This is a genomic window from Streptomyces sp. NPDC090106, from assembly GCF_044747265.1.
Lineage (GTDB): Bacteria > Actinomycetota > Actinomycetes > Streptomycetales > Streptomycetaceae > Streptomyces.
The window spans coordinates 630,050-652,054 of sequence record NZ_JBIVDS010000001.1; the positions used below are offsets into that span (position 1 = coordinate 630,050).

At 73.3% G+C, this 22,005-nt stretch carries 19 protein-coding genes and 1 tRNA gene; 12 read left to right on the top strand and 8 right to left on the bottom strand.

What is annotated here, in order from left to right; all coding sequences use genetic code 11:
- Window positions 1–9: 9 nt before the first annotated feature.
- On the top strand, window positions 10–906 hold the full coding sequence (locus ACIPSE_RS02800; RefSeq protein ID WP_401656673.1) for a carbohydrate ABC transporter permease: 897 nt from the start codon (window positions 10–12) through the stop codon (window positions 904–906).
- Window positions 907–1,030: 124 nt separating this feature from the next.
- On the top strand, window positions 1,031–2,467 hold the full coding sequence (locus tag ACIPSE_RS02805; RefSeq protein ID WP_401656675.1) for a GH1 family beta-glucosidase: 1,437 nt from the start codon (window positions 1,031–1,033) through the stop codon (window positions 2,465–2,467).
- Window positions 2,468–2,592: 125 nt separating this feature from the next.
- On the opposite strand, the gene ACIPSE_RS02810 is transcribed toward ACIPSE_RS02805, so the two are convergent.
- From ACIPSE_RS02810 to ACIPSE_RS02820, 3 genes are all read right to left on the bottom strand, one after another.
- Window positions 2,593–4,059, bottom strand: coding sequence for a cellulose binding domain-containing protein (locus ACIPSE_RS02810; protein WP_401656677.1), 1,467 nt, complete (start codon window positions 4,057–4,059; stop codon window positions 2,593–2,595).
- 111 nt (window positions 4,060–4,170) lie between these two features.
- The gene (locus tag ACIPSE_RS02815) at window positions 4,171–5,568 is read right to left on the bottom strand and encodes an ATP-binding protein (protein ID WP_401656679.1); all 1,398 of its coding nucleotides are present in this window, start codon (window positions 5,566–5,568) and stop codon (window positions 4,171–4,173) included.
- Window positions 5,565–6,272 carry a response regulator transcription factor gene (locus ACIPSE_RS02820; RefSeq protein ID WP_401656681.1) on the bottom strand — a complete coding sequence of 236 codons (708 nt, stop codon included), beginning with the start codon at window positions 6,270–6,272 and terminating at the stop codon, window positions 5,565–5,567. The genes ACIPSE_RS02815 and ACIPSE_RS02820 overlap by 4 nt, the downstream gene beginning before the upstream one ends.
- A gap of 122 nt (window positions 6,273–6,394) precedes the next feature.
- Here ACIPSE_RS02820 and ACIPSE_RS02825 point away from each other — a divergent pair, with 122 nt between their 5' ends.
- On the top strand, window positions 6,395–6,919 hold the full coding sequence (locus ACIPSE_RS02825) for a hypothetical protein (RefSeq protein ID WP_401656683.1): 525 nt from the start codon (window positions 6,395–6,397) through the stop codon (window positions 6,917–6,919).
- 37 nt (window positions 6,920–6,956) lie between these two features.
- On the opposite strand, the gene ACIPSE_RS02830 is transcribed toward ACIPSE_RS02825, so the two are convergent.
- Window positions 6,957–7,826: a spermidine synthase gene (locus ACIPSE_RS02830; RefSeq protein WP_401656685.1), complete on the bottom strand. Its 870-nt coding sequence runs from the start codon at window positions 7,824–7,826 to the stop codon at window positions 6,957–6,959.
- Window positions 7,827–7,921: 95 nt separating this feature from the next.
- The gene (locus tag ACIPSE_RS02835; protein ID WP_401656687.1) at window positions 7,922–8,338 is read right to left on the bottom strand and encodes a hypothetical protein; all 417 of its coding nucleotides are present in this window, start codon (window positions 8,336–8,338) and stop codon (window positions 7,922–7,924) included.
- Window positions 8,339–8,645: 307 nt separating this feature from the next.
- Here ACIPSE_RS02835 and ACIPSE_RS02840 point away from each other — a divergent pair, with 307 nt between their 5' ends.
- Window positions 8,646–10,088 (top strand): hypothetical protein, encoded by a 1,443-nt coding sequence (locus ACIPSE_RS02840; RefSeq protein WP_401656689.1) that lies wholly within the window; start codon window positions 8,646–8,648, stop codon window positions 10,086–10,088.
- Between the two features lie 20 nt (window positions 10,089–10,108).
- On the opposite strand, the gene ACIPSE_RS02845 is transcribed toward ACIPSE_RS02840, so the two are convergent.
- Window positions 10,109–10,705, bottom strand: coding sequence for a histidine phosphatase family protein (locus tag ACIPSE_RS02845; protein ID WP_401656692.1), 597 nt, complete (start codon window positions 10,703–10,705; stop codon window positions 10,109–10,111).
- A gap of 192 nt (window positions 10,706–10,897) precedes the next feature.
- Here ACIPSE_RS02845 and ACIPSE_RS02850 point away from each other — a divergent pair, with 192 nt between their 5' ends.
- From ACIPSE_RS02850 to ACIPSE_RS02880, 7 genes are all read left to right on the top strand, one after another.
- Window positions 10,898–11,851 carry a phosphatase PAP2 family protein gene (locus ACIPSE_RS02850; protein WP_401656694.1) on the top strand — a complete coding sequence of 318 codons (954 nt, stop codon included), beginning with the start codon at window positions 10,898–10,900 and terminating at the stop codon, window positions 11,849–11,851.
- Window positions 11,802–12,926: a hypothetical protein gene (locus ACIPSE_RS02855; protein ID WP_401656697.1), complete on the top strand. Its 1,125-nt coding sequence runs from the start codon at window positions 11,802–11,804 to the stop codon at window positions 12,924–12,926. Before ACIPSE_RS02850 ends, ACIPSE_RS02855 begins: the two co-directional genes overlap by 50 nt.
- Window positions 12,917–14,506, top strand: coding sequence for a hypothetical protein (locus ACIPSE_RS02860; protein WP_401656699.1), 1,590 nt, complete (start codon window positions 12,917–12,919; stop codon window positions 14,504–14,506). The genes ACIPSE_RS02855 and ACIPSE_RS02860 overlap by 10 nt, the downstream gene beginning before the upstream one ends.
- Window positions 14,503–15,852, top strand: coding sequence for an AAA domain-containing protein (locus tag ACIPSE_RS02865; RefSeq protein WP_401656701.1), 1,350 nt, complete (start codon window positions 14,503–14,505; stop codon window positions 15,850–15,852). Before ACIPSE_RS02860 ends, ACIPSE_RS02865 begins: the two co-directional genes overlap by 4 nt.
- 142 nt (window positions 15,853–15,994) lie before the next feature.
- Window positions 15,995–16,363, top strand: a complete 369-nt coding sequence (locus ACIPSE_RS02870) for a hypothetical protein (protein WP_401656703.1) — start codon at window positions 15,995–15,997, stop codon at window positions 16,361–16,363.
- Window positions 16,364–16,481: 118 nt separating this feature from the next.
- Window positions 16,482–17,078 (top strand): bifunctional DNA primase/polymerase, encoded by a 597-nt coding sequence (locus ACIPSE_RS02875; RefSeq protein ID WP_401656705.1) that lies wholly within the window; start codon window positions 16,482–16,484, stop codon window positions 17,076–17,078.
- Window positions 17,069–17,142 (top strand) — tRNA-Lys (locus tag ACIPSE_RS02880). The genes ACIPSE_RS02875 and ACIPSE_RS02880 overlap by 10 nt, the downstream gene beginning before the upstream one ends.
- A gap of 235 nt (window positions 17,143–17,377) precedes the next feature.
- Here ACIPSE_RS02880 and ACIPSE_RS02885 read toward each other — a convergent pair.
- The gene (locus ACIPSE_RS02885; protein ID WP_401656707.1) at window positions 17,378–18,649 is read right to left on the bottom strand and encodes a M6 family metalloprotease domain-containing protein; all 1,272 of its coding nucleotides are present in this window, start codon (window positions 18,647–18,649) and stop codon (window positions 17,378–17,380) included.
- 292 nt (window positions 18,650–18,941) lie between these two features.
- Here ACIPSE_RS02885 and ACIPSE_RS02890 point away from each other — a divergent pair, with 292 nt between their 5' ends.
- A complete protein-coding gene (locus ACIPSE_RS02890; protein WP_401656709.1) occupies window positions 18,942–20,825 on the top strand; it encodes a putative bifunctional diguanylate cyclase/phosphodiesterase in 1,884 nt (627 codons plus the stop codon).
- Here the strand turns inward: ACIPSE_RS02890 and ACIPSE_RS02895 are convergent.
- Window positions 20,804–21,901 (bottom strand): LLM class flavin-dependent oxidoreductase, encoded by a 1,098-nt coding sequence (locus tag ACIPSE_RS02895; RefSeq protein ID WP_401656711.1) that lies wholly within the window; start codon window positions 21,899–21,901, stop codon window positions 20,804–20,806. The two genes, ACIPSE_RS02890 and ACIPSE_RS02895, sit on opposite strands and share 22 nt — an antisense overlap.
- Between the last annotated feature and the right edge of the window lie 104 nt (window positions 21,902–22,005).

Below are 22,005 nucleotides of genomic sequence, written 5' to 3' on the forward strand. Positions count from 1 at the left end.
GAACCGGCCGTGACGACGACACTGACGAAACCTCCGGCCGAGGAGAGCAAGAAGTCCCGGCGCCCCAAGGCGGCGCGCGCCGGCGGCACCCTGCACGCGGGACCGATCGGGTACGCGATCCTGATCCTGTTCACGATCGGCTCGCTGTTCCCGCTGGTGTGGACGGCGATCGCCGCCTCCCGGGACAACCAGCGGCTCGCCGAGTCCCCGCCGCCGTTCTGGTTCGGCTCGGGCCTGTTCGACAAGCTGGAGATCGCCTGGACGGACGCCAACCTGGGCGAGGCGTTCCTCAACACCACGATCGTGGCCGGGATCTCGGCCGTGACGATCGTCGTGCTGTCGACGATCGCCGGGTTCGCCTTCGCCAAGCTGCGCTTCCGGGGCCGCGGCGCCCTGATGCTGATCGTGATCGGCACGATGCTGGTGCCGCCGCAGCTCAGCGTGATCCCGCTGTACATGATGGTCGCCAAGCTCGACTGGTCCGACCAGCTCCAGGCGGTGATCCTGCCCTCGCTGGTCAGCGCGTTCGGCGTGTTCTTCATGCGCCAGTACCTGCTCCAGGCGCTGCCCGACGAGATCATCGAGGCGGCCCGGGTGGACGGCGCGAGCAGCTGGCGGGTGGTGTGGCACGTGGTGTTCCCGGCGGCACGGCCCGCGATGGCCGTGCTCGGCATGCTGATGTTCGTGCAGACCTGGAACGACTTCCTGTGGCCGTTCCTGGTGCTCACGCAGAACGGCAGTCCGACCGTGCAGGTCGCGGTCGCGGGCCTGGGCCGCGGTTACACGCCCGACCAGTCCCTGATCATGGCGGGCGCGCTGCTCGGCACGCTGCCGCTGCTGGTGGTCTTCGCGATCTTCGGCAAGCAGATCGTGGGCGGCATCATGCAGGGCGCCGTGAAGGGCTGACCTCCGCCTCGTTCGTCGCCCCTCCCGTTTCCCAGGGGGCCGGGTCACCGCCGCCTCGGCCCCTTTCTCCCCTCCTCTCCCCCACCAACTGTCGGTCTCCACGACCTCCAATGGGAGCGCTTCCATGCCTGAACCCGCAACACCGGCGACCCCGGTGACCTTTCCTCCCGCCTTCCTCTGGGGCGCCGCGACCTCGGCGTACCAGATCGAGGGAGCGGTGCGGGAGGGCGGCCGTACCCCCTCGATCTGGGACACCTTCAGCCATACGCCCGGCAAGACCGCCGGCGGCGAGCACGGTGACATCGCTGTCGACCACTACCACCGCTACCGCGACGACGTGGCGCTCATGGCGGACCTCGGCCTGGGCGCGTACCGCTTCTCGATCTCCTGGTCGCGGGTGCAGCCGACGGGCCGGGGTCCGGCCGTCCAGGTCGGTCTGGACTTCTACCGGCGGCTGGTGGACGAGCTGTTGGAGAAGGGCATCAAGCCGGCCGTCACCCTCTACCACTGGGACCTGCCGCAGGAACTGGAGGACGCGGGCGGCTGGCCCGAGCGGGACACGGCCTACCGGTTCGCGGAGTACGCGCAGCTCGTCGGCGAGGCGCTCGGTGACCGGGTGGAGCAGTGGATCACCCTCAACGAGCCCTGGTGCACGGCGTTCCTGGGCTACGCGTCCGGCGTCCACGCGCCCGGCCGCACCGACCCGGCGGCCTCGCTGCGCGCCGCGCACCACCTCAACCTGGCGCACGGGCTGGGCGCGACGGCCCTCAGGTCGGTGATGCCGGCCCGCAACTCGGTCGCGGTGAGCCTCAACTCCTCGGTCGTCAGGCCGCTTTCGCAGGACCCGGCGGATCTGGCCGCCGCGCAGCGGATCGACGACCTGGCCAACGGGATCTTCCACGGCCCGATGCTGCACGGCTCCTACCCGCAGACGCTGCTCACGGCGACCTCGTCGCTCACGGACTGGTCGTTCGTCCAGGACGGTGATCTGCGCGCGGCCCACCAGCCGCTGGACGCGCTGGGCCTCAACTACTACACGCCGACGCTGGTCTCGGCGGCGAGCTCGGTGACGGACGGTCCGCGCGCGGACGGTCACGGGGCCAGCTCGCACTCCCCGTGGCCGGGCGCCGACGACGTCGCGTTCCACCAGACCCCGGGCGAGCGCACCGAGATGGGCTGGACGATCGACCCGACGGGTCTGCACGACCTGATCATGCGGTACTCCCGTGAGGCGCCCGGTCTGCCGCTGTACATCACGGAGAACGGCGCCGCCTACGACGACAAGCCCGACCCGGACGGCCGGGTCCACGACCCCGAGCGCATCGCCTATCTGCACGGCCATCTGCGCGCGGTGCGCCGGGCCATAGCGGAGGGCGCGGACGTGCGCGGCTACTACCTGTGGTCCCTGCTGGACAACTTCGAGTGGGCCTACGGCTACGAGAAGCGCTTCGGGGCGGTGTACGTCGACTACACGACGCTCGCCCGCACCCCGAAGTCCAGCGCTCTCTGGTACGGCCAGGCGGCCCGCTCCGGCACCCTGCCGCCGCTGACCGAGGTGTAACCGCCGCAGAGACGGGGGGAGGGGCGTGGCATCCGAGGGGGATGCCACGCCCCTTTTCTCCGAGGAGCCGCTTCTTCGAGTTTCTTCAAGGAGCCGCTGTCGGCCGAACAGGCCTTCGGTCGGCGTCAGTTGTAGGCGGCGAACGCCTTCGAGAACGCGTCGGCGTCCTGGACGATCGAGCTGCACGTGGCGTCGGCGTAGTTCTTCGCGCCGCCCGCGCAACTCTTGTCACGGGTGGCGGACCACATGGAGAGCCAGCCGAGGCCCTTGGACTGGGCGAAGGCCACGAGCTGGGCGGCGTCGTCGACCTTGAAGATCTCGCTGGCGACGTCGTTGACGCCGATCATGGGGGTGACGGCGACGGCCTTCCAGGCGGCGGCGTCGGAGAGCCCGAGCACGCTCTTGACCTGGGCCTGGGTGGCGGTGGCGGCCTGCTCGGCGTAGGTGCCCATGTCGCCGCTGTAGGCCGGTCCGTAGTCCATGGCCATGATGTTGACGGTGTCGAGGGCGACGCCGTTGCTCTTGGCATCGGCCAGCAGGTTGACGCCGTCCTGGGTGAGGCCCTCGGGCATCACGGGCAGGGTGAACGACACGTCCAGGTCGGGGTGCTGCTGCTGGAGCTTGGCTATCGCCTGGGCGCGGCGGGTGTTGGCCGCGGTGTCGGGCAGCGCGCCGCCCTCGACGTCGAAGTCGACCTTGGTGAGGTCGTAGGCGTCCACGGCCTTGCCGTACGCCGCCGCGAGGGCGTCCGCGGAGGAGCAGGTCGTCGCCAGTTCGCTGCCGGAGGCGCCGCCGAAGGAGACCCGGACGTCGCCGCCCTTGGCGCGCAGGGTGCCGATCTGGGCGGCCACCGCGTCGCTCGCCAGGTCGGTGACCCCGCCCCACTTGGGGGTGCAGCCGCCGCCGTCCGTGATGAAGGCGAGGTTGTACTGCTTCACGCCGGTCGCGGCGGAGTGCGCGACGAGGTCGAAGGCGGGGTAGAGGGAGGTGTCCACGTAGGGCGCGAACCCGGCGCCGGTGGTGGTGCCGCTGCCGGTGGTGCCCGACGCGGTCGGGGTGGGGGTCGGCGTGGCGGTGGAGGTCTGGCTGGGCGTCGACGTCGCGGTGGGGGTGGCGGTCGGGGTCGCCGTCTCGGTGGGGCGGCCGGTCGGCTCGGGGGTCGCGGTGCCGTCCGTCGAACAGGAGGCGCCGTCGATGACGCATCCGGTGGGGTCGCCGGTGCCGTTGACGACGAAGCCGACGGTGACGGACTCCCCGGCGGTCAGCCCGTCGGTGTCCCACTTGGCGGAGGTCACGGTGACGTGCTGCCCGCTGACGCTCGACTCGGCGTTCCACAGCGAGCTCAGTCTCGACCCCGTGGGGAGGTCGAACTCCAGCTTCCAGGCGGTCTTCGCGGCACCGCTGTTGTTGGTGACGACGTACTGGGCGGTGTAGCCGGTCGACCAGTCGCTGGTCTTCGTGTAGGCGGCCCCGACCCCGGCCGCCTGGGCGGTCCCGGTGAACAGGAGCGCCCCGCCGCCGACGACGGACGCGGCGACCAGTCCGCCGATCGCCTTGTTCCTGCCGCTCACCTTGCGCCGGTGCGTCCTCATGCCGTGCCTGCCTTCGCTGCGTTCTCGGGGGTGGGGTGCGGCAGCACGCTAGCGATGCGGAATCGGGCAAAGTGCCTGATCCGGACGGCGGTCGGCGATCTTAGGGTTGGCTTAAGGGAGGGATCGGGGCCGGTTAAAGGTCGAGACCAGTTTGCCCGTACGGCGTCGGCGCACCCGGTGTCCGCGGCGCTCGGGCGCCCGCCCGTCCCGCTGTATCCAGATCCGCACCTCGGTGCCGCCGAGCACGGAGGAGCCGATCCGTACGTCCCCGCCGGTCTCCTCGGCGAGGCGGCGCACGATGTCCAGGCCGAGCCCCGTCGATCCGGCGCTGCCCGATCCGCGTCCGCGGGCCATCGCCGCCTCCGGGTCGGTGATGCCGGGGCCCGCGTCGGAGACGAGCACGATCACCGCGTCCTCGGCGTTGTGCACGTCGACGGCGAAGGCGGTGCCCTCCGGGGTGTGCCGGAAGACGTTGCCGAGCAGGGCGTCGAGGGCGGCGGCCAGGTCGGCGCGGGCCACGGGGATGCGGACCGGGCGCTCCACGCCGGCCGTGCGCACCTTGCGGCCCTCGTCCTCGGCGAGCGCCGACCAGAACGCCATCCGCTCGCGCACCACCTCGGCCGCGTCGCAGCCGGCGCCGGGTCTCGCGGTCGAGGTCTGCGGTTTGGCCTCGCGCGCGGTCCGGATGATGGTGTCGACCTCGCGCTCCAGCTGGGCCACGGCCGTGCGGGTCTGCTCGGCGGCCGGGCCGTCCCCGAGGGAGGCCGCGTTGAGCCGCAGGACGGTCAGCGGGGTGCGCAGCCGGTGGGACAGGTCGGCCGCCAGTTCCCGTTCGTTGGCGAGGAGTTGGACGACCTGGTCGGCCATGGAGTTGAACGCGACCGCCGCGAGCCGCAGTTCCTTCGGCCCTTCTTCGGGCACACGGGCCCCCAGCTTGCCCTCCCCCAGTTCGTGCGCGCTCTCGACCAGGCGCTGCGCGGGCTGCACCACTCGTCCGCCGAGCCGGTCGGCGACGGCCACCGAGCCGACGACGAGCGCGACGCCGACCCCGGCGAGCACCGCCCAGGCCGTGCCGACGCCGTTGCTGACCTCGGACTCGGGGACGTACACCTCGACGACCGCGATCTCGCCGGAGCTCAGCGCGACCGGCTGGAGCAGGGTGGAGCCGCCGGGCACCTCGGTGGTGGAGGCGCGGCCCAGCTTCCGTACGGTCGCCACGTCCTTGTCCGCGGCGCGCCGGTGGCCGATGTCGACGGCCGCGGCGGCGCCGCTCGCGGGTATGTGCACGGCCATCCCGTCCTCGGAGCCCGCGGAGGCCACGACCCGCTCCAGTTCGTCCCGGTCGGTGGTGATGGACAGGGCGGGGGCGACGGCGGCGGCCTCCCGTTCGGCGTTGGAGAACGCGCGGTCCCGGGCCATCTCCTTGATGACCAGACCGAGGGGGACGGCGAAGGCGACCACGACCATGGTGGTGACCGCCAGGCAGACCTTGACCAGGGCCCATCTCATCGCGGCGGCCCCTCGGCGACGGGGGGCTCCAGCTTCACGCCGACGCCCCGCAGCGTGTGCAGATAGCGGGGACGCGCGGCGGTCTCGCCCAACTTGCGGCGCAGCCAGGACAGATGGACGTCGATGGTCTGGTCGTCGCCGTAGGACTGCTGCCACACCTCGGCGAGCAGTTCCTTGCGCGGGACGACGAGGCCGGGCCGGGCGGCGAGGAAGGCCAGCAGGTCGAACTCGCGCCGGGTGAGGTCGAGTCGCAGGCCGTCCAGCTCGGCCTGGCGGCGCAGCGGGTCGACGGTGAGCCCGCCGACCCGCAGCACGGACTCCGGGGCCGCCTCGCCGGCGGAGGCGCGGGAGCGGCGCAGCACGGCGGCCATGCGCGCGGAGAGGTGTTCGACGGAGAACGGTTTGGTGAGGTAGTCGTCGGCCCCCGCATTGAGCAGCCGGACGATCTCCGTCTCGTCGTCGCGGGCCGTGGCGATGATCACGGGGACGTCGGTGATGCCGCGCAGCATCTTCAGCGCCTCGGACCCGTCCAGGTCGGGCAGACCGAGGTCGAGGACGACCACGTCGAAACGGAAATGGGCGACCTCGCGCAGCGCCTCCAGCGCCGTCCCGACACTCCGCACCGTGTGGGCGGCGTCGGTCAGATGCCGGATCAGCGCCGAGCGGACGAACTGGTCGTCCTCGACCACGAGCACACTTGCCATGCGCCGCACCGTACGCCATGCGGGCGACCGGCATCGGGGCCTGTGGACAACTCCCCTGCTCCCCCTGTGGACAAGGCGGTCGGCGTGCGAGGCGTGGGGCGGGTGAGGCAGTATGACCGGCGATGCGCAGAGGACTGGTACACGTACTGGCTTGGCTGCTCGCCACGGGCGCGGCGGTCACGCTGTCGTGGTGGGGTGTCCACACGGTCATGGCGGGCACCGCCTACGACCCGCCGCGCGCCCTGCCCATCACGGCCGCGGACGCGACCACACAGGAGTCCAAGCCGCTGGCGTCCGCGACGGCCCGGCCGAGCCCGTCCGCGTCGAAGCGCCCGGTGCCGTCCCCGACGCCCACGGTCTCCAGGACCCCGACGAAGTCGCCCGGCCCCACTCCCACGCCCAGCCCCTCTCTGTCCCCCTCCTCCGGCGAGGTGAAGAGCTACGACACGGACGGGGGCCGGGCGGTCTTCTCGCTGGGCGAGGCGTCCGCGACGCTGGTGTCGGCGACGCCGGCCACGGGCTGGTCGATGCAGGTGTGGAAGACGGAGACGTGGATCCGGGTGGAGTTCTCCTCGGGCGCGGACCGGGTGTCGGTGTTCTGCACGTGGCACGACACGGCACCGCAGGTGCAGGTCCAGAACTACTGACGCGCGGCTGTCGCCGACTGCCGCCGGTGGCCGGTTCCTAGCGGAAGACGGACGGTGGTGGCGCCGGGGAGGCGACCGCCGACGCGTCCGTCACGACCGCCGCCCCGCCGGTGAAGTCCCGGAGCGGACGGCCGTGTTCGAGGCGCCCGGGGTGCGGGTCCGAGGCGGCCCTTCGGGTCAGTTCGGCGATCGGGAGCGGGGCGTCGGAGGCGGCGAGGACGGCGTTGCCGAACCGTTTGCCGCGCAGCACCGTCGGGTCGGCGACCAGGGCGAGGTGCTCGAACCGGGCGGCGGCGGTGGCGATCTGGCCGCGCAGATGGGCCAGCGGCGGGCCGTCGGCGAGGTTCGCGGCGTAGCAGCCGCCCGGTTTCAGCGCCCTGCGGACCTCGTCGAGGAACTCGACGGAGGTCAGGTGCGCCGGGGTGCGGGCGCCGCTGAACACGTCCGCGATGATCAGGTCGGCCCAGCCGTCGGGCACCTTGGCGAGCCCTTCGCGGGCGTCGGTGGAGCGCACCCGGATACGGGCCTGGGGGTCCAGCGGCAGTTCCCGGCGGACCAGTTGGACGAGGGGCCCGTCACGCTCGACGACCTGCTGGGTGGAGCGGGGGCGGGTCGCGGCGACGTACCGGGCGAGGGTGAGGGCACCGCCGCCGAGATGGACGGCGTGCACCGGTTTGCCGGGCGGGGCGGTCAGGTCGATGACATGGCCGAGGCGGCGCTGGTACTCGAAGGACAGGTACGCGGGGTCGTCCAGGTCGACGTGCGACTGGGGCGCTCCGTCGATCAGCAGGGTCCACGCGCGTGTGCGGTCCCGGTCGGGCATCAGTTCGGCGAGCCCTCCGTCGACCGTCTCCACGACGGGTTCCGGGGTCGCGGACGCGCGTCGGGGGGTGCGGGACCTGGCCATGGGGCCATTGTCGCAAGGGGCGGGCGGCCGGGCCCGTCCAGGCCCCCCGGGGGGGGTGGTCGTCCGGCATCCCGGGCGGCGGGCGGCCCGGGCGCTCAGCGGCAGTTGTCGGCGGCCTCGATCAGCCGTGCCGCCTCGCCGAGCGCCGCCCGCAGCACCGCGGGGTCGGTCGCCAGGTCGCCGTCGCCGGGCGGGAGGAGCCAGTCGGAACCCTCGACGGGCGGCTCCGGGTCCAGGCGCAGGCCGCGCCCGTTGGTCTCGGTGCACGTGCTGCCGGGGACGTCCCACGCGGCGGCGGTCCCGGGCGGGACGACGAAGCCGAGGGTGTCGTCGCCGTCGTCGTGCAGGACGGGCCCCATGCCGTCGCCCGCGCCCCGGCGCAGGATGTCGACCGCTTCGAGCCCCTGCCGGGTCGGCACGGTGACGAGGTCGCAGCCGGCTTCCGGGGCCGGCGCCTGACTGCATTGCGAAGGCGGCGGCATCCACGCCTCGCCGCTCCGGCTGGTCTCCATCCCGGCCTCTACCACGGAACCCCTCCTACGACGGGCGGTCCGGGAGTCGGGCGGCTCCCGGGTCCATGGGGTTCAACGCCCGGCGGTGTCAACGGCTACGGCGCAAATCAGCCGCAAAGGATGGCAGTTCATGGCAGATCCTGGATGAGATATCCGGTTTGTAGCCAAACACCGCATGGCGGGCCCGACACAGCAGGTACGTTCTTGCCCGCCGGAAACAGGTGATCAGTACCGCAAATCAACCACGATGAGGTCAACTCACCACGATTCCGGCATGGTTCGACGGTTCGCATGAGAGGACCCGGCCATGGCGTCGTCAAAGGTGACCTCGTCCCCGTCCCCCCGGCCACCGCGGCCGAACCTCGCGTTCCGGGAGCTGCGCGGACAGCGCTCCCCGGCCGAGTTCGCCGCGGCGGTGCGCCGGGCCGCCCGCGAGATCGGCGAGCGGGTGAGCTGTGACGCTCGCTATGTGGGCCGGGTCGAGGCGGGCGAGATCCGCTGCCCCAACTACGCGTACGAACGGGTGTTCCTGCACATGTTCCCCGGCCGCACGCTCACCGATCTCGGCTTCTCACCCCGGTCGTCCGTCCGCGGACGCGGGGCGCGCACCTCCGAGGACGCGCCCCCGGCGCACCTCGCAAGCCCCGCATATGCCACGGGTGAGACAGGGGGGGCGCACGAGCCGTATGACACGCAGGACCCGTACGACACGCACCACGACTACGAGGAGAGCGACGTGCTGCGTCGCGCATTCATGACGAGCGGGGGCGCCACGGTGGCCGCCGCCTCACTGAGCCCCATGGGGCTCGCTCACGACGCCACCGCGGCGGAACGTCCCGCGCGCCGCGCGGGGACCCGCGACGCGGACGCCCTGGAGGAGGCCGTCCGCCGCATCCGGCTGCTGGACGACCGGCACGGCGCCGACGGCCTCTACCGGCGCGCCGCGACCCCGCTGCGCGCCGCCTACGCGCTGCTGGACGCCGGTGCCACCCGGCAGACGACCGCCGAGCGGCTGCACTCGGGCGCCGGTGAACTCGCCATCTCGGTGGGCTGGCTGGCCCATGACTCGGGACGGTACGACGACGCCCGCTCGCACTACGCGGAGGCCCTGGCGACCGCACGCATGACCGGCGACGCCGCCCTGGAGGCGCACGCGTTCTGCAACACGGCGTTCCTCGCGCGGGACGCGGGCCGCCCGCGCGAGGCGGTGCGGGCCGCGCAGGCCGCCCAGCGGGTGGGGCGCCCGGTGGGCTCGGACCGGCTGATGTCGCTGCTCGCGCTGCGCGAGGCGGGCGGCTGGGCGGGGCTCGCCGACCGCACCGGCTGCGAACAGGCACTGGCCCGCGCACAGGCCCTGTACGAGCGAGGCCCCTCGGACGCCGACCCCGAGTGGATGAGCTTCTACGGGGAGGCCGAGCTGGAGGGCCTGGAGGCGCAGTGCTGGTCGACGCTGGGCGACTGGCCGCGCGCGGCCCGCCACGCGCACCGCGCGGCCCAGCTCCAGGACCCCCACTTCACCCGGAACATCGCCCTGTACACGGCCGAGCTGGCCGACGACCTCGCGCGCGGGGGCCGCCCCGACGAGGCGGCGGCGGCCGGACTGCGGGTGCTGGAACTGCTCGGGCAGGTCCAGTCGTCCCGCATCCAGACGATGCTGGCGGGAACGGCCCGCGTCCTGCTGCCGCACCGGCGGGCGGCGGGCGTCTCCACGTTCCTGGACAAGCACGCCTCCGCACCCCGCGTGGTGTGAACCGGGCGGGAACCGGGCGGCTAACCGGCGAGGTGCCCCAGGTCGTTCCAGCTCTCGATCGCGGGCTCCCCGTACGCCCAGCCGAGCACCGACAGGGACGTCGGGTTCAGCCTGACGCGGGCGGCGAAGTCCAGGGGCAGGCCCAGCCAGCGGGCGCCTATGGAGCGCAGGATGTGCCCGTGCGCGAAGACCAGCACGTCCCGGTCCTCGGCGCGGGCCCAGGCGACGACCTCGTCCGCGCGGGCGGTGACCTCGGCGAGGCTCTCCCCTTCGGGGACGCCGTCGCGCCAGATGAACCAGCCGGGGTTCACCGCCTGGATCTCGGCCGGGGTCATCCCCTCGTAGGCGCCGTAGTCCCACTCCATGAGGGTGTCCCAGTCGCTCGCGCGCTCGCCGAACCCGGCGAGGTCGCACGTCTCCCGCGCGCGGGAGAGCGGGCTGGTGCGGACCTCGACGCCGTCGAGGCCGTCCAGGGGCGCGCGGTGCAGCCGCTCGCCGAGCAGCTTGGCGCCGCGCCGGCCCTCCTCCAGCAAGGGCACATCGGTCCTCCCGGTGTGCTTGCCGGACAGCGACCACTCGGTCTGTCCGTGCCGGGCCAGCAGGATGCGCGGTGCCATGAGGTGAAGGACCTTTCGAGGAAAAAGCCAGGCGGGGGACCTCCATCATCCCGCACCCTGTCCGGGGGCAACCCGTCGGGAGATCTGAGCGTCCTAAGGGGCCGGGGGCCGCCGACAGGCCACACGCACATACACCGTAAAGTGGTAAGACCGGGCAACCGGACGCCGCGACTAGAAGGGGGAGGCGATCGGATGCCGCACGCCGAGACAACGGGCACGGAGGCGAGCCCGCGGACCCGGCTGCGCTGGTGGACCGAGCTGCCGCTGATCCTCCTGGTGTACGCCTGCTACTCGGCGGGCCGGCTGCTCGCCCGGGGCGATGTCACGAGCGCCGTCGACCACGGCCTGGCCATCCTGAAGGTGGAGAAGTTCCTCCACCTCAACGCCGAGCATCCGCTGAACCGGCTGTTCACCCAGGAGGCCTGGATCGGCGTCCCGGCCGACTTCTGGTACGCCTCACTGCACTATCTCGTCACCCCGGCGATCCTGGTCTGGCTGTTCCGCTCCCGGGCGGTGCGCTACCGGGCCGCCCGCACCTGGCTGATGACGTCCACGTTCATCGGCCTGATCGGCTTCACCCTGCTGCCGACCTGCCCGCCGCGCCTCCTGGACGCGAGCCACGGCTTCGTCGACACGATGGCCCAGTACAGCTCGTACGGCTGGTGGGGCGGCGAGGCCAGCGCCCCGCGCGGCATGGGCGGTATGACGAACCAGTACGCGGCCATGCCGAGCCTGCACGTGGGCTGGGCCCTGTGGTGCGGCGTCATGCTGTGGCGCCACGGCGGCACGCGCACGATGAAGGCCGCCGGCGTCGCCTACCCGCTGATCACCACGATCGTGGTCATGGGCACCGCCAACCACTACTTCCTGGACGCCGTCGCGGGCGCCGCCGTGATGGGCGCCGGTCTGCTCCTGGCGCCGTACGTGACGCGGGCCGCGGCCCGGATCACGCAGCGCGTGGCCACTGTCGTCGCACCCGCCGCCACGGGCACCGCGGGCGCTCAGGCCTCAATTGTCAGTGCCGGATGCCAGACTTCCGCGGGTGAGCGAATTCCACGGCAGCGCGAGTCACGGTTCGGATCCGGAACCGAGCCGAGTGCCTCTCCCACGGACGCGGGGGACGGCGCTGCGGCGACAGCTCGCTGAGCTGCGCGGCCCCGACGTACCGGCCAAGGCGCTCGACGCGCGCGCCCTGGCCGCCCTCGCCGCCAACCCCGGCTGCCGCCGGCGCGCGATCCTGGACGGCGCCGGGGTGAACAAGACGGCACTGGCGAGCGCGCTGGGCTCCCCGTCCGCGTTCGGCCAGTCCCAGTTCGCCCTGACCCGGGGCAACGCGTTCGAGGCGAAGGTCAAGGCGGACGGCGGCGCGGAACTGCTGCGCCTGGTCCACGAGAAGCTGGACCACGGCGCCGAACCGCCCGTCGGCGCGCGCGTGCCGGAGCTGACCGCGATCGGCCCCGAGGGCCGCACCGCCCGGACGGCACTGGCGCTGCGCGAGGCCACCGAGGCACGCGGCGCGTGGACGCTGCTCGACCACCCGATGCTCGCGCTCGACGTGGCGGGCTCCCCCGCCTTCCTGGAGCCGGACGCCGTGGTGGTGCACCCCGACGGCGGCTGGACCGTCGTGGAGATCAAGTCCTTCCCGATGCTGGACGGCGCGGCGGACCCGGCGAAGGTGGGCGCGGCGGCCCGTCAGGCGGCGGTGTACGTGCTGGCCCTCGAGGAGGTCGCCGCCCGCATGGACCCGGCCCCCGAGGTGCGCCACACCGTACTGCTGGTGTGCCCGAAGGACTTCTCGAACCTGCCCACCGCCTGCGCGGTGGACGTCCGCAAGCAGCGCGCGGTCACCGGCCGCCAGCTCGCCCGGCTCACCCGCGTCCAGGACATCGCCGACACCCTCCCCGAGGGCACCTGCTTCGACCCGGCCCGCCCCGCCGAGGAGCTGACGGCGGCCGTCGAGTCGGTCCCGGCGACGTACGCGCCCGAGTGCCTGGCCGCCTGCGAGCTGGCCTTCCACTGCCGGGCCCGCTCCCGTGACGCGGGCGCGGTGACGTCCCTGGGCCGCTCGGTCCGGGCCGAACTGGGCGGCCTGTCGACCGTGGACGACGTCCTCGCGGCGGCCCGCGGGGATTCCGGCGACCCGGACGACCCGGCGGTGGCGGCGCTGCGCAGGGCCGCCGCGCTGCGGGCCGAGGCGCAGGGGGCCGCCGTATGTCGCTGATCTCCACCCTCGCCCGCCTGGAGGCCGTCAGCACGGGCCGCGCGCAGGCCGCGGCCACGGTCCGGCACCGGCATCTGTCCGCGCGGCCCCTCGTCCTCGTGCCGCTCACCACGGCCGGTGAGGCGGGCGCCCCGCTCGGCGCGCTCGTCGGGACCGACCGGGACGCCCCGCGGCTGCTCGTCGTGCCCCAGCCCCGGGACCGCGACCTCAGGTTCGGGTTCCTCGCCGAGCTGGCGGACGTCGTGCTGCCGTACATCGACGACCACGCGGGCACCGTGGAGGCCGCCGAGCGCAACGAGACCGACCCGGAGACCGGGAAGCGGGTCAAGGTCGAGGTCGAGCTGTGCGCGGACGCCCCGCAGCTGATCGTGCCGAGCCGCGCGGGCGTCGAGTTCGTCCGGCTGCTCGGGCGGTCCATGCGGTTCCGGCGCACCGCCGAGCAGGACCCGGAGGCCCCGCACCCGGCGCCGCCGCGCGTGCCGCTGCTGGGCCGCTGGCTGACCCACTACGGCGAGCGGGCCCGCGTCCCCGGCTCCAGCCTGCTGCTCGCCGCGACGGAGGTCCTCGCCCGGCACTGGGCGACCGGCCAGTCCAGCCTGGAGGACCAGCATCTGGGCGCGCTGCTGGCCTGGATCGACCCGCCCGCCGACCTGACCGGCGCGGAGGCCGCCCTGCGCGCGGAACTCGCCCGCGACGCCAAGGGCCAGCTCCTGCACCCGCCCGCCGGTCCGGCCACCGACCCGGCGTTCGACAACAAGCTGCTCGCCCCCGCCATCGAGCGCTACAACCGCGCGCGCAAGGCGCTGGACGCCGCCGAGGACGGGATGGAGGCCGACGACCGGCTCGGTGAGCTCAGCGCCGCCGAGCGGCAGATCCGGGACCTGGTCGAGAGCCGGACCCGTCCCACCTGGGACGCGGTGTGGCGCGGCCTGGACCTGCTCGGGGAGCTGCCCCCGGGCGCGCGCGTGGAGGAGCGCTGGACCCGCGACCGCTGGTCGTTCACCGCCCACCGGGACCGGGTCACGGCCGGGGAGCCCCCGCAGCCGCGCCGCGACGACGCGGTGACCGCCGCGAACAAGCTCGCCACGCGCGAGCGCGAGCAGGCCCGCCTGGAGGCCCAGGAGGCCCTGGACGACCCGCTGGTGATGGCGGGGCGGCGGCTGTCCGGTGAGGCGTTCGCGGGCGAGGTCACGGACGTGGCGCAGGCGTACAGCGAGGGCAAGCGGCCCAGCCCTCGCCCGCTGCTCACCGTCCGCACGGACGACGCGCCCCACCTGGGCGAGCGCGTCAAGGTGTACCGCTCCCTGAACGGCAAGCCGCAGACCGCCGAGTTCGTCGGCCGCGATCCGGACGGGTCCCTGGTGCTGCGGGTCCTCGACAAGATGGGCCGCGGCAAGGAGCCCGAGGCCGGTTCCGTCCCCGAGAAGGGCGACCGGCTCGTCTTCACCCTCTTCGAGCACGAGCAGCGGGGCGGCGCGAAGCTCCCCGACCCGGAGAACACCCCCTGGACGCACGGCGGCCCGCCGGGCGAGGCGGTCCAGGAGGCCGCGGACGACACGACCGAGGAGGACGTCCTGTGACGACGCCGACGACGCCCGCCGTCTTCGATCCGGGTACGGCCGCGGCGCGGGCCACCGCCGCGATCCTCGAGGACACGCTGCACGGCACCGAGCGCGGTGTCGTCGTGGACTCACCGCCCGGCGCCGGCAAGTCCACGCTGGTCGTCCGCGCCGCCCTCGAACTGGCCGACGCCGGACGCCCCCTGATGGTCGTCGCTCAGACGAACGCCCAGGTCGACGACCTGGTGCTGCGTCTCGCGGAGAAGAACCCGGACCTGCCGGTGGGCCGTCTGCACAGCAGCGACACGGACGCGTACGACAAGACGCTGGACGACCTGACGAACGTACGGACATCGGCGAAGCCGGCGGATCTCGCCGGGCTGCCCATCACCCTGTCCACGGCCGCCAAGTGGGCCCACGTCAAGGTCGACGAGCCGTGGCGGCACGCGATCGTCGACGAGGCGTACCAGATGCGCTCGGACTCGCTGCTGGCCGTCGCGGGTCTCTTCGAGCGGGCGCTGTTCGTGGGCGACCCGGGCCAGTTGGACCCGTTCGCGATCGTGGGCAGCGAGCAGTGGGCGGGCCTGTCGTACGACCCGTCGGCGTCGGCGGTCACCACGCTCCTCGCCCACAACCCGGAGCTCCCCCAGCACCGCCTCCCGGTCTCCTGGCGGCTGCCCGCCTCGGCGGCCCCCCTGGTGTCGGCGGCGTTCTACCCGTACACGCCGTTCCGCAGCGGCACGGACCACGGCGACCGGCGGCTCTCCTTCTCGGTCCCCTCCGACGGTTCGGGTCCCGACCGGGTCATCGACGAGGCCGCGGAGTCCGGCTGGGGCCTGCTGGAGCTCCCCGCCCGCCACACCCCGCGCACGGACCCGGAGGCGGTCCGCGCGGTGGCGGCGGTCGTCCGCCGCCTCCTGGACCGCGGCGGCGCGGCCACCTCGGAACGCGGCCCCGACCCCGCCCCGCTCACCGCCGACCGCGTCGCCGTGGGCACGGCCCACCGCGACCAGGCGGCGGCCGTCCGCGCGGCGCTCGCCGACCTCGGCGTCAGCGACGTCACGGTCGACACGGCCAACCGTCTCCAGGGGCGTGAGTACGACGTGACGGTCGTCCTGCACCCTCTCTCCGGCCGCCCCGACGCGACCGCCTTCCACCTGGAGACCGGCCGCCTCTGCGTCCTGGCCTCCCGCCACCGCCACGCCTGCATCGTGGTCTGCCGCGCCGGCGTCGACGCCCTGCTGGACGACTACCCGTCGACGGAACCGGTGCAGCTGGGAACGGTCGTGAAGTTCCCGGACGGCTGGGAGGCGAACCACGCGGTACTGGCACACCTGGCCGAACACCGAGTCGCCTGGCGGCCGTGAATCCCGTGCGTCTGACCGGACCCGGAGTCGTCCGGCGGGCTTGAGCCGTCCTTTACGGCCCCCTTGCACGGGCGCGAGACAATGGACGACGGCCCACTCACCGACCAGGCGGGTCATCGCCGACATACGAGGAGGAGAAGACATGGCGGAGCCCACGCCGCGTCGGAACGAACCGCGGCTACGCCCCGCGCCCCTGCTCTTCGAGCCCGCGGAGGTGGCCTCCGACCCGGAGCACTTCTTCGACCTGGAGTCGATCGACGATCCCCGCGCGCTGCTGGCCCGGGCGACGGAGCTGACGCACGCGTTCCGTGCGGCGGCCGACCGGGCGGTGGAGTTCCAGGCGATGGCCGCCGCGCAGCTCGCCGACCCCCGCCGGTTCGACCGGCTGACGGCGGCGGACATCGCGGAGCGGGCCGAGTGGACCGAGGACTATGCCAAGAAGATGGTCGAGTTCGGCCGGGATCTGATGAACGGCACGGCGGAGGGCCGCGGCCCCGCCGATCCGGCGTAAATCCCCCCTTCCTGGCATATGCCAGGCGGGCGGGCAAGATACCCCCTCCCCCGCACCCCTGTCCCGATTTCCGGCAACCCAAAGAAACGGACCGCTCACAGCCGGTACATCTGGATGCATGAGCGATACACGCGACGACCTGCCCCTCAGCGCACTCGACGTCAGCGGGGTCACCGCCGACGGCGCCGACTGGCTCGCCTCCGCAGGAACGTATCCGCGAAGCACGCTCGCGCTCTGGGAGGACCGTCCCGACGCCCCGGTCGTGCTGCCGTGCGGCACCGCGTTCGACGTCGTGAGCGTGCCGGCGGTCTTCGGGCGCCGGATGCTGGACCGGCTGTGGGACGAGGGGCCCGGTTCCGGCCCGGTCGCCGTGTTCCGGGGCCGGACGCTGCTGTTCGCCGCGCCGGGCACGGCACAGCGGCTGCCGTCGCTGCTGCGGTGGGAGGAGTTCGGCCGCACGGGCCGCATCCCGTCCCTGCTCTGCCACGGCACCGGCGACGCCGTCACCGTCCCGGCCCCCCTCCCGACGCCCGCCGCGCCGACCCCGCTCGACAGCCGCTGGCTGGTCGCCCCGGACACCCGCCACCCCTGGCTCCCGGGCCCCGAAATCGTGCTCTGGGCTGCGGTAAGGGCCGCGCGGGCCGCCGTACGGATATCGATTTCGTCCTCTCCGGATCAGGATGCTAAGGTCTACGACGTCAGCAGGCGCCGCTAGCTCAGTTGGTTAGAGCAGCTGACTCTTAATCAGCGGGTCCGGGGTTCGAGTCCCTGGCGGCGCACAGACGGTCGAAGGCCCTCCGCGAGAGCGGGGGGCCTTCGGCGTTCCCGAACACCGGCCCCGACAACCCGGCAGTCGGCCGGGGGTCCGGGGGTTGCCCCCGGGAAGACACAGCATCAGCGGGTCCGGGGTTCGAGTCCCTGGCGCCGCGCGTTGTGGGGGCTTCGCCACCCACACCCCCTTGGGGCCCGTCGCCGTGACCGTGGGGCGCGAAGGCCCTCCTCTTGATGGGGCCGTCAGGCGGACGTCGGTTCGATGCGGACCGTCCAGGCGCCCGAGGCCGTTCGGCCCTCGACCTCCACGCGTACGTTCTCGCCCGGGACGGTGAAGCTCTCGCCGAGAGTGACGGGGGCGTCGGCCAGCGGAGGGTAGACGGAGCCCTCCCAGCAGGCGTCGGTGCGGGGGTGGGCGTCGATGACCTGGACGGGGCCCGTGCCGGAGGGGGCGGCGGAGCGGACCCGGTAGACGAGGACGCCCTCCTTGCAGGTGCCGACGTCGTTGCCGACCGGGCCGCGGGCCTCGAAGGCGAGGACGCTGTCGGGTCCGGTGCGCACGACGGCGAGCTTGGTGCCGCGGCCCAGCCCGAACGCGGCATGGCCGGGGGCCCCGGCGGCCAGGGGCTCCAGCGTGAGACGGGTGGAGCCCTGCACACACGCCACCTGGCGCGGATCCAGCCACCCCAGCTTCCACTTGTGCCAGCCGAAGAGGTCCGGGGCGAGGCCGAACTGGCTGCCCATCAGGTCCCAGTCGCCGACGTAGGTGTCCCAGTCCCCCTTGCCGTCGGCGGGCCGGTGGTAGAGGTCGGGCAGGTCGAAGACATGGCCGGTCTCGTGGGCGAGGACCAGCCGGTCCGGCGGGTGCTGCTCGAACACGGTGACGACCCGGCGGATGTCCGTGCCGTCCGCCCGCATCGGGGTGTCCAGGTTGACGACCTTCGTGGCGTCGGAGTCCACGCCGGGCGCGTCCGGGTCGGCGACGAAGTAGACGATGTCGTAGCGGGAGAAGTCCACTTGGCTGTCGGCCGCGGCCAGCGCGTCGCGCAGATACGCGGCGCGATGGGACGCGTTCCAGTCACGCTGTATGGCGTACGACGTGGAGGGCTCGGGCATCTCGATCCAGCGCCACAGCGGGTGCGCGCGCAGGGTGAACCTGCCGTAGGAGGCCTGCTCGAAGAACCGGCTGGTGGCCGGGAAGTGGTCGGCGGCCAGCTCGTCCGGGGTGGTGCGCGGGACGGCGTCCGGGAACGACAGGAAGACCATCACCGCGTCGAGCGAGCGCACCGGCCGGGGATAGGCGCTGTTCCAGGTGGACAGACCTTCGGAGTGATGGGCCTCGCTGCGGGCCAGGGCGCACGGTTCGGCGGAGAAGGGTTCGGCGACCGAGGGGCCGGTGAACAGTGAGGTGGCGGCCAGGGCCGACAAGGTGGTGAACACGGCCGCAGCGCTGCGCAGTCGAGGGCGCGGGAAGGGGCGCGGCACGGGGACCTCCGGATGCGGTTCACGGGACACCGCACCCAGCCTGTTGGAGATTGTCGTACTACGCCCTGTTTGTCTGCACCAGACGAGTGAGCGCGCCGAAGAAGCGTCAGAAACATCGGCGGCGACACCCCGAAAACGCTCACGGAACGTCACACCTGGTCGAGGGGGCCGCCGACCCGTCCAGGTGCGGGCAGAAACGATCTGTCAGAACAGCCCCGCCGTCCGGGACACTGGACGGTGGCTGGAAGGGGTGGGGGCCAGCCTCTATGATCGGCACACTTTCCTGCACGGACAGAGATCGAGTGCACTGCGGGAGCGAACGGTGAGCGGAACCTCCGAAGGGCCGGCGCCCGCGGCCGATCTCGACCGGGCCGCCGTCACGGACAGTGATGGCATCCATCCGACAGACACCCGTCCCTCGGACACGCGTCCCCCGGACACACATTCCATGGACACACATCCCACGGACGAACGCCCGGCGGACGCCGTCTACCGGTCGGCCTTCGGGGCCTCCCCGCTCGCGATGGCCGTCGTGGACCGCGAGGGGATCGTCGTCCACGCCAACGGCCTGTGCGGCGAACTGCTGGGCGCCGCGCCCGGGGAGCTGGCGGGACGGCCCGCCACCGACCTCGTGGACCTGGCCTCCGACGCCCGCACCTGGCACGCGTACCAGGAGGTCCTGCGCGGCCGGCAGGCCCGGCTGCGCTGCACCCGGCGGCTGAAGAACTCCGACGGCCAGTCCCTGTGGGTGCAGATCACCGTGGCCCCGCTCGGGGCGGACGAACCCGGTGTGCTGCTGTCGGTCGCCGACGTCAGCTCGCAGCGCGAACTCCAGGCCCGGCTGCGCCACTTGCAGATGCACGACCCGGTGACCCGGCTGCCCAACCGCACCCTGTTCTTCGAACGGCTGTCCACCGCTCTGGAGACGGCGGCCTACGAACAGGGCGGCACCGGCCGGATCGGGCTCTGCTATCTGGACCTCGACGGGTTCAAGGCCGTCAACGACACGCTCGGCCACCGCGTCGGCGACCGGCTGCTGGCCGCCGTCGCCGAACGGCTCACGCGCTGCGCCGACGAGGCCGGGCTGACCCGGGGCAGCTCCCCGCTGGTGGCCCGGCTCGGCGGGGACGAGTTCGCGCTGCTCGTGGAGGACTCCACCGGCACCGACCAGCTCGCCGACCTCGCCGAGGCGGTGCTGAAGGCGGTCCAGGCACCCTTCGACATCGCGGGTCACCGGCTCTCGGTGTCGGCCTCGATCGGTGTCGTGGAGCGGCACGCGGCCGGGACCACGCCCACCGCGCTCGTCCAGGCCGCCGACACGACCCTGTACTGGGCCAAGGCCGACGGCAAGGACCGCTGGACCCTGTTCGACCCCGAGCGCAACGCGCACCGGATGACCCGTCAGGCCCTCGCCTCCACGCTCCGCCCGGCCATCGAGCGCGGTGAGTTCACGCTGGAGTACCAGCCGCTGGTCGGCATGGGCGACGGACGGCTGCGGGGCGTGGAGGCGCTGGTGCGCTGGAACCACCCGCAGTTCGGGACGCTGACGCCGAATCGGTTCATCGGACTGGCCGAGGAGGACGGCTCGATCGTCCCGCTGGGCCGCTGGGTGCTCGCCACCGCCTGCCGCCAGGCCCGCCGGTGGCAGCTCGACCGTCCCGACGAACCGCCGATCTTCGTCAGCGTGAACGTGGCCGTCCGTCAGGTGTGGGACTCCGACCTGGTCGCGGACGTGGCGGACGTGCTGGCGGAGACGGGCCTGGCCCCCGGGCTGCTGCAACTGGAACTGACGGAGTCCGCGGTCATGGGCTCGGCGGGCCGGCCGCTCCAGGCCCTCCAGGCGCTGAGCGACATGGGCGTCCGCATCGCCATCGACGACTTCGGCACCGGCTACTCCAACCTCGCCTACCTCAGCCGGCTGCCCGTGGCCGTGCTGAAGCTGGACGGGTCGTTCGTCCGGGGCTTCCAGTACGAGGGGACCGGCGCCGCGCCCAACCCGGCCGACGAGGTCGTCGTCGAGGCCATGATCCAGCTCGCCCACCGGCTGGGGCTGACGGTCACCGCGGAGTGCGTGGAGACCTCGGCGCAGGCGTCCCGGCTGCGCCGGATCGGCTGCGACACCGGCCAGGGGTGGCTGTACTCACGGCCGGTGCCGCCGGATCGCATCTCCGAGCTGATGAGCCGTCAGGCGGTCGGCAGGCCGTAGGCGTCCGCGATGAGCTCGTAGGAGCGCAGCCGCAGGGCGCCGCTGTGGGCGTGGGACGTGATCATCAGCTCGTCGGCGCCGGTGCGCTTGTGGAGGGCGTCGAGGCCCGCGCGGACCTCGTCGACGCCGCCGTGGACGACGTTGGCGTTCCAGGAGGTCACGAAGTCGCGCTCCATGGGGCTGAAGTCGTGCGCCGCCGCCTCCTCGGGGGTGGGGAACAGGCCCGGGCGGCCCATGCGCAGCCGGACCATGTTGAGACCGGCGGCCAGGACCTGGCGGCGGGCCTCCTTCTCGTCGTCCGTGGCGAGGGCGGAGACGCCGATCAGCGCGTACGGCTCGGCGAGCAGCTCGCTGGGGCGGAACGACTCCCGGTAGAGGTCGAGGGCCGGGATCGTGTTCTGCGCCGAGAAGTGGTGCGCGAAGGCGAACGGCAGGCCGAGCATGCCCGCCAGCCGCGCGCTGAAGCCGGAGGAGCCGAGGAGCCAGACCGGCGGGCGGTGCGGGGACTGGACGCCGCCGGGGGACGTCGACTGGACCGGTCCCGGCACCGCGTGGATACGGCGGTAGGGGTGGCCGTCGGGGAAGTCGTCGTCCAGGAAGCGGGTCAGCTCGGCGAGCTGCTCGGGGAAGTCGTCCGCGCCCTCGTTCAGGTGCTCGGAGCGGCGCAGGGCCGCGGCCGTGGCGCCGTCCGTGCCGGGGGCGCGGCCCAGGCCCAGGTCGATGCGGCCCGGGGCCAGCGCCTCCAGGGTGCCGAACTGCTCGGCGATCACCAGGGGGGCGTGGTTGGGGAGCATGACGCCGCCCGAGCCGAGGCGGATGCGGCTCGTGTGGGCGGCGAGGTGGGCGAGGATCACGGCCGGGGAGGAGGAGGCCACGCCGGGCATCGAGTGGTGCTCGGCGACCCAGTAGCGGTGGAAGCCCCGGGCTTCGGTGAGCTTCGCGAGCTCGACGCTGGTGCGCAGGGAGTCGGTGGCGGTGTGTCCGGCGCCGACCGTGGCCAGGTCCAGTACGGAGAGGGGGACCGGGGCCGTGCCCGGTGCCGTGCCCTGGATTCCGTCGTCTGCCGGTGCCGCCACGTGTGCCTCCTGCGATCGAGCCGTTCACTGTCCGGCCCGGGTTAACAGGAGGGGGGCTCCGCTTTATTCCCCGGGCTGTCTCGCACCCCCTTCGACCTGGGTGT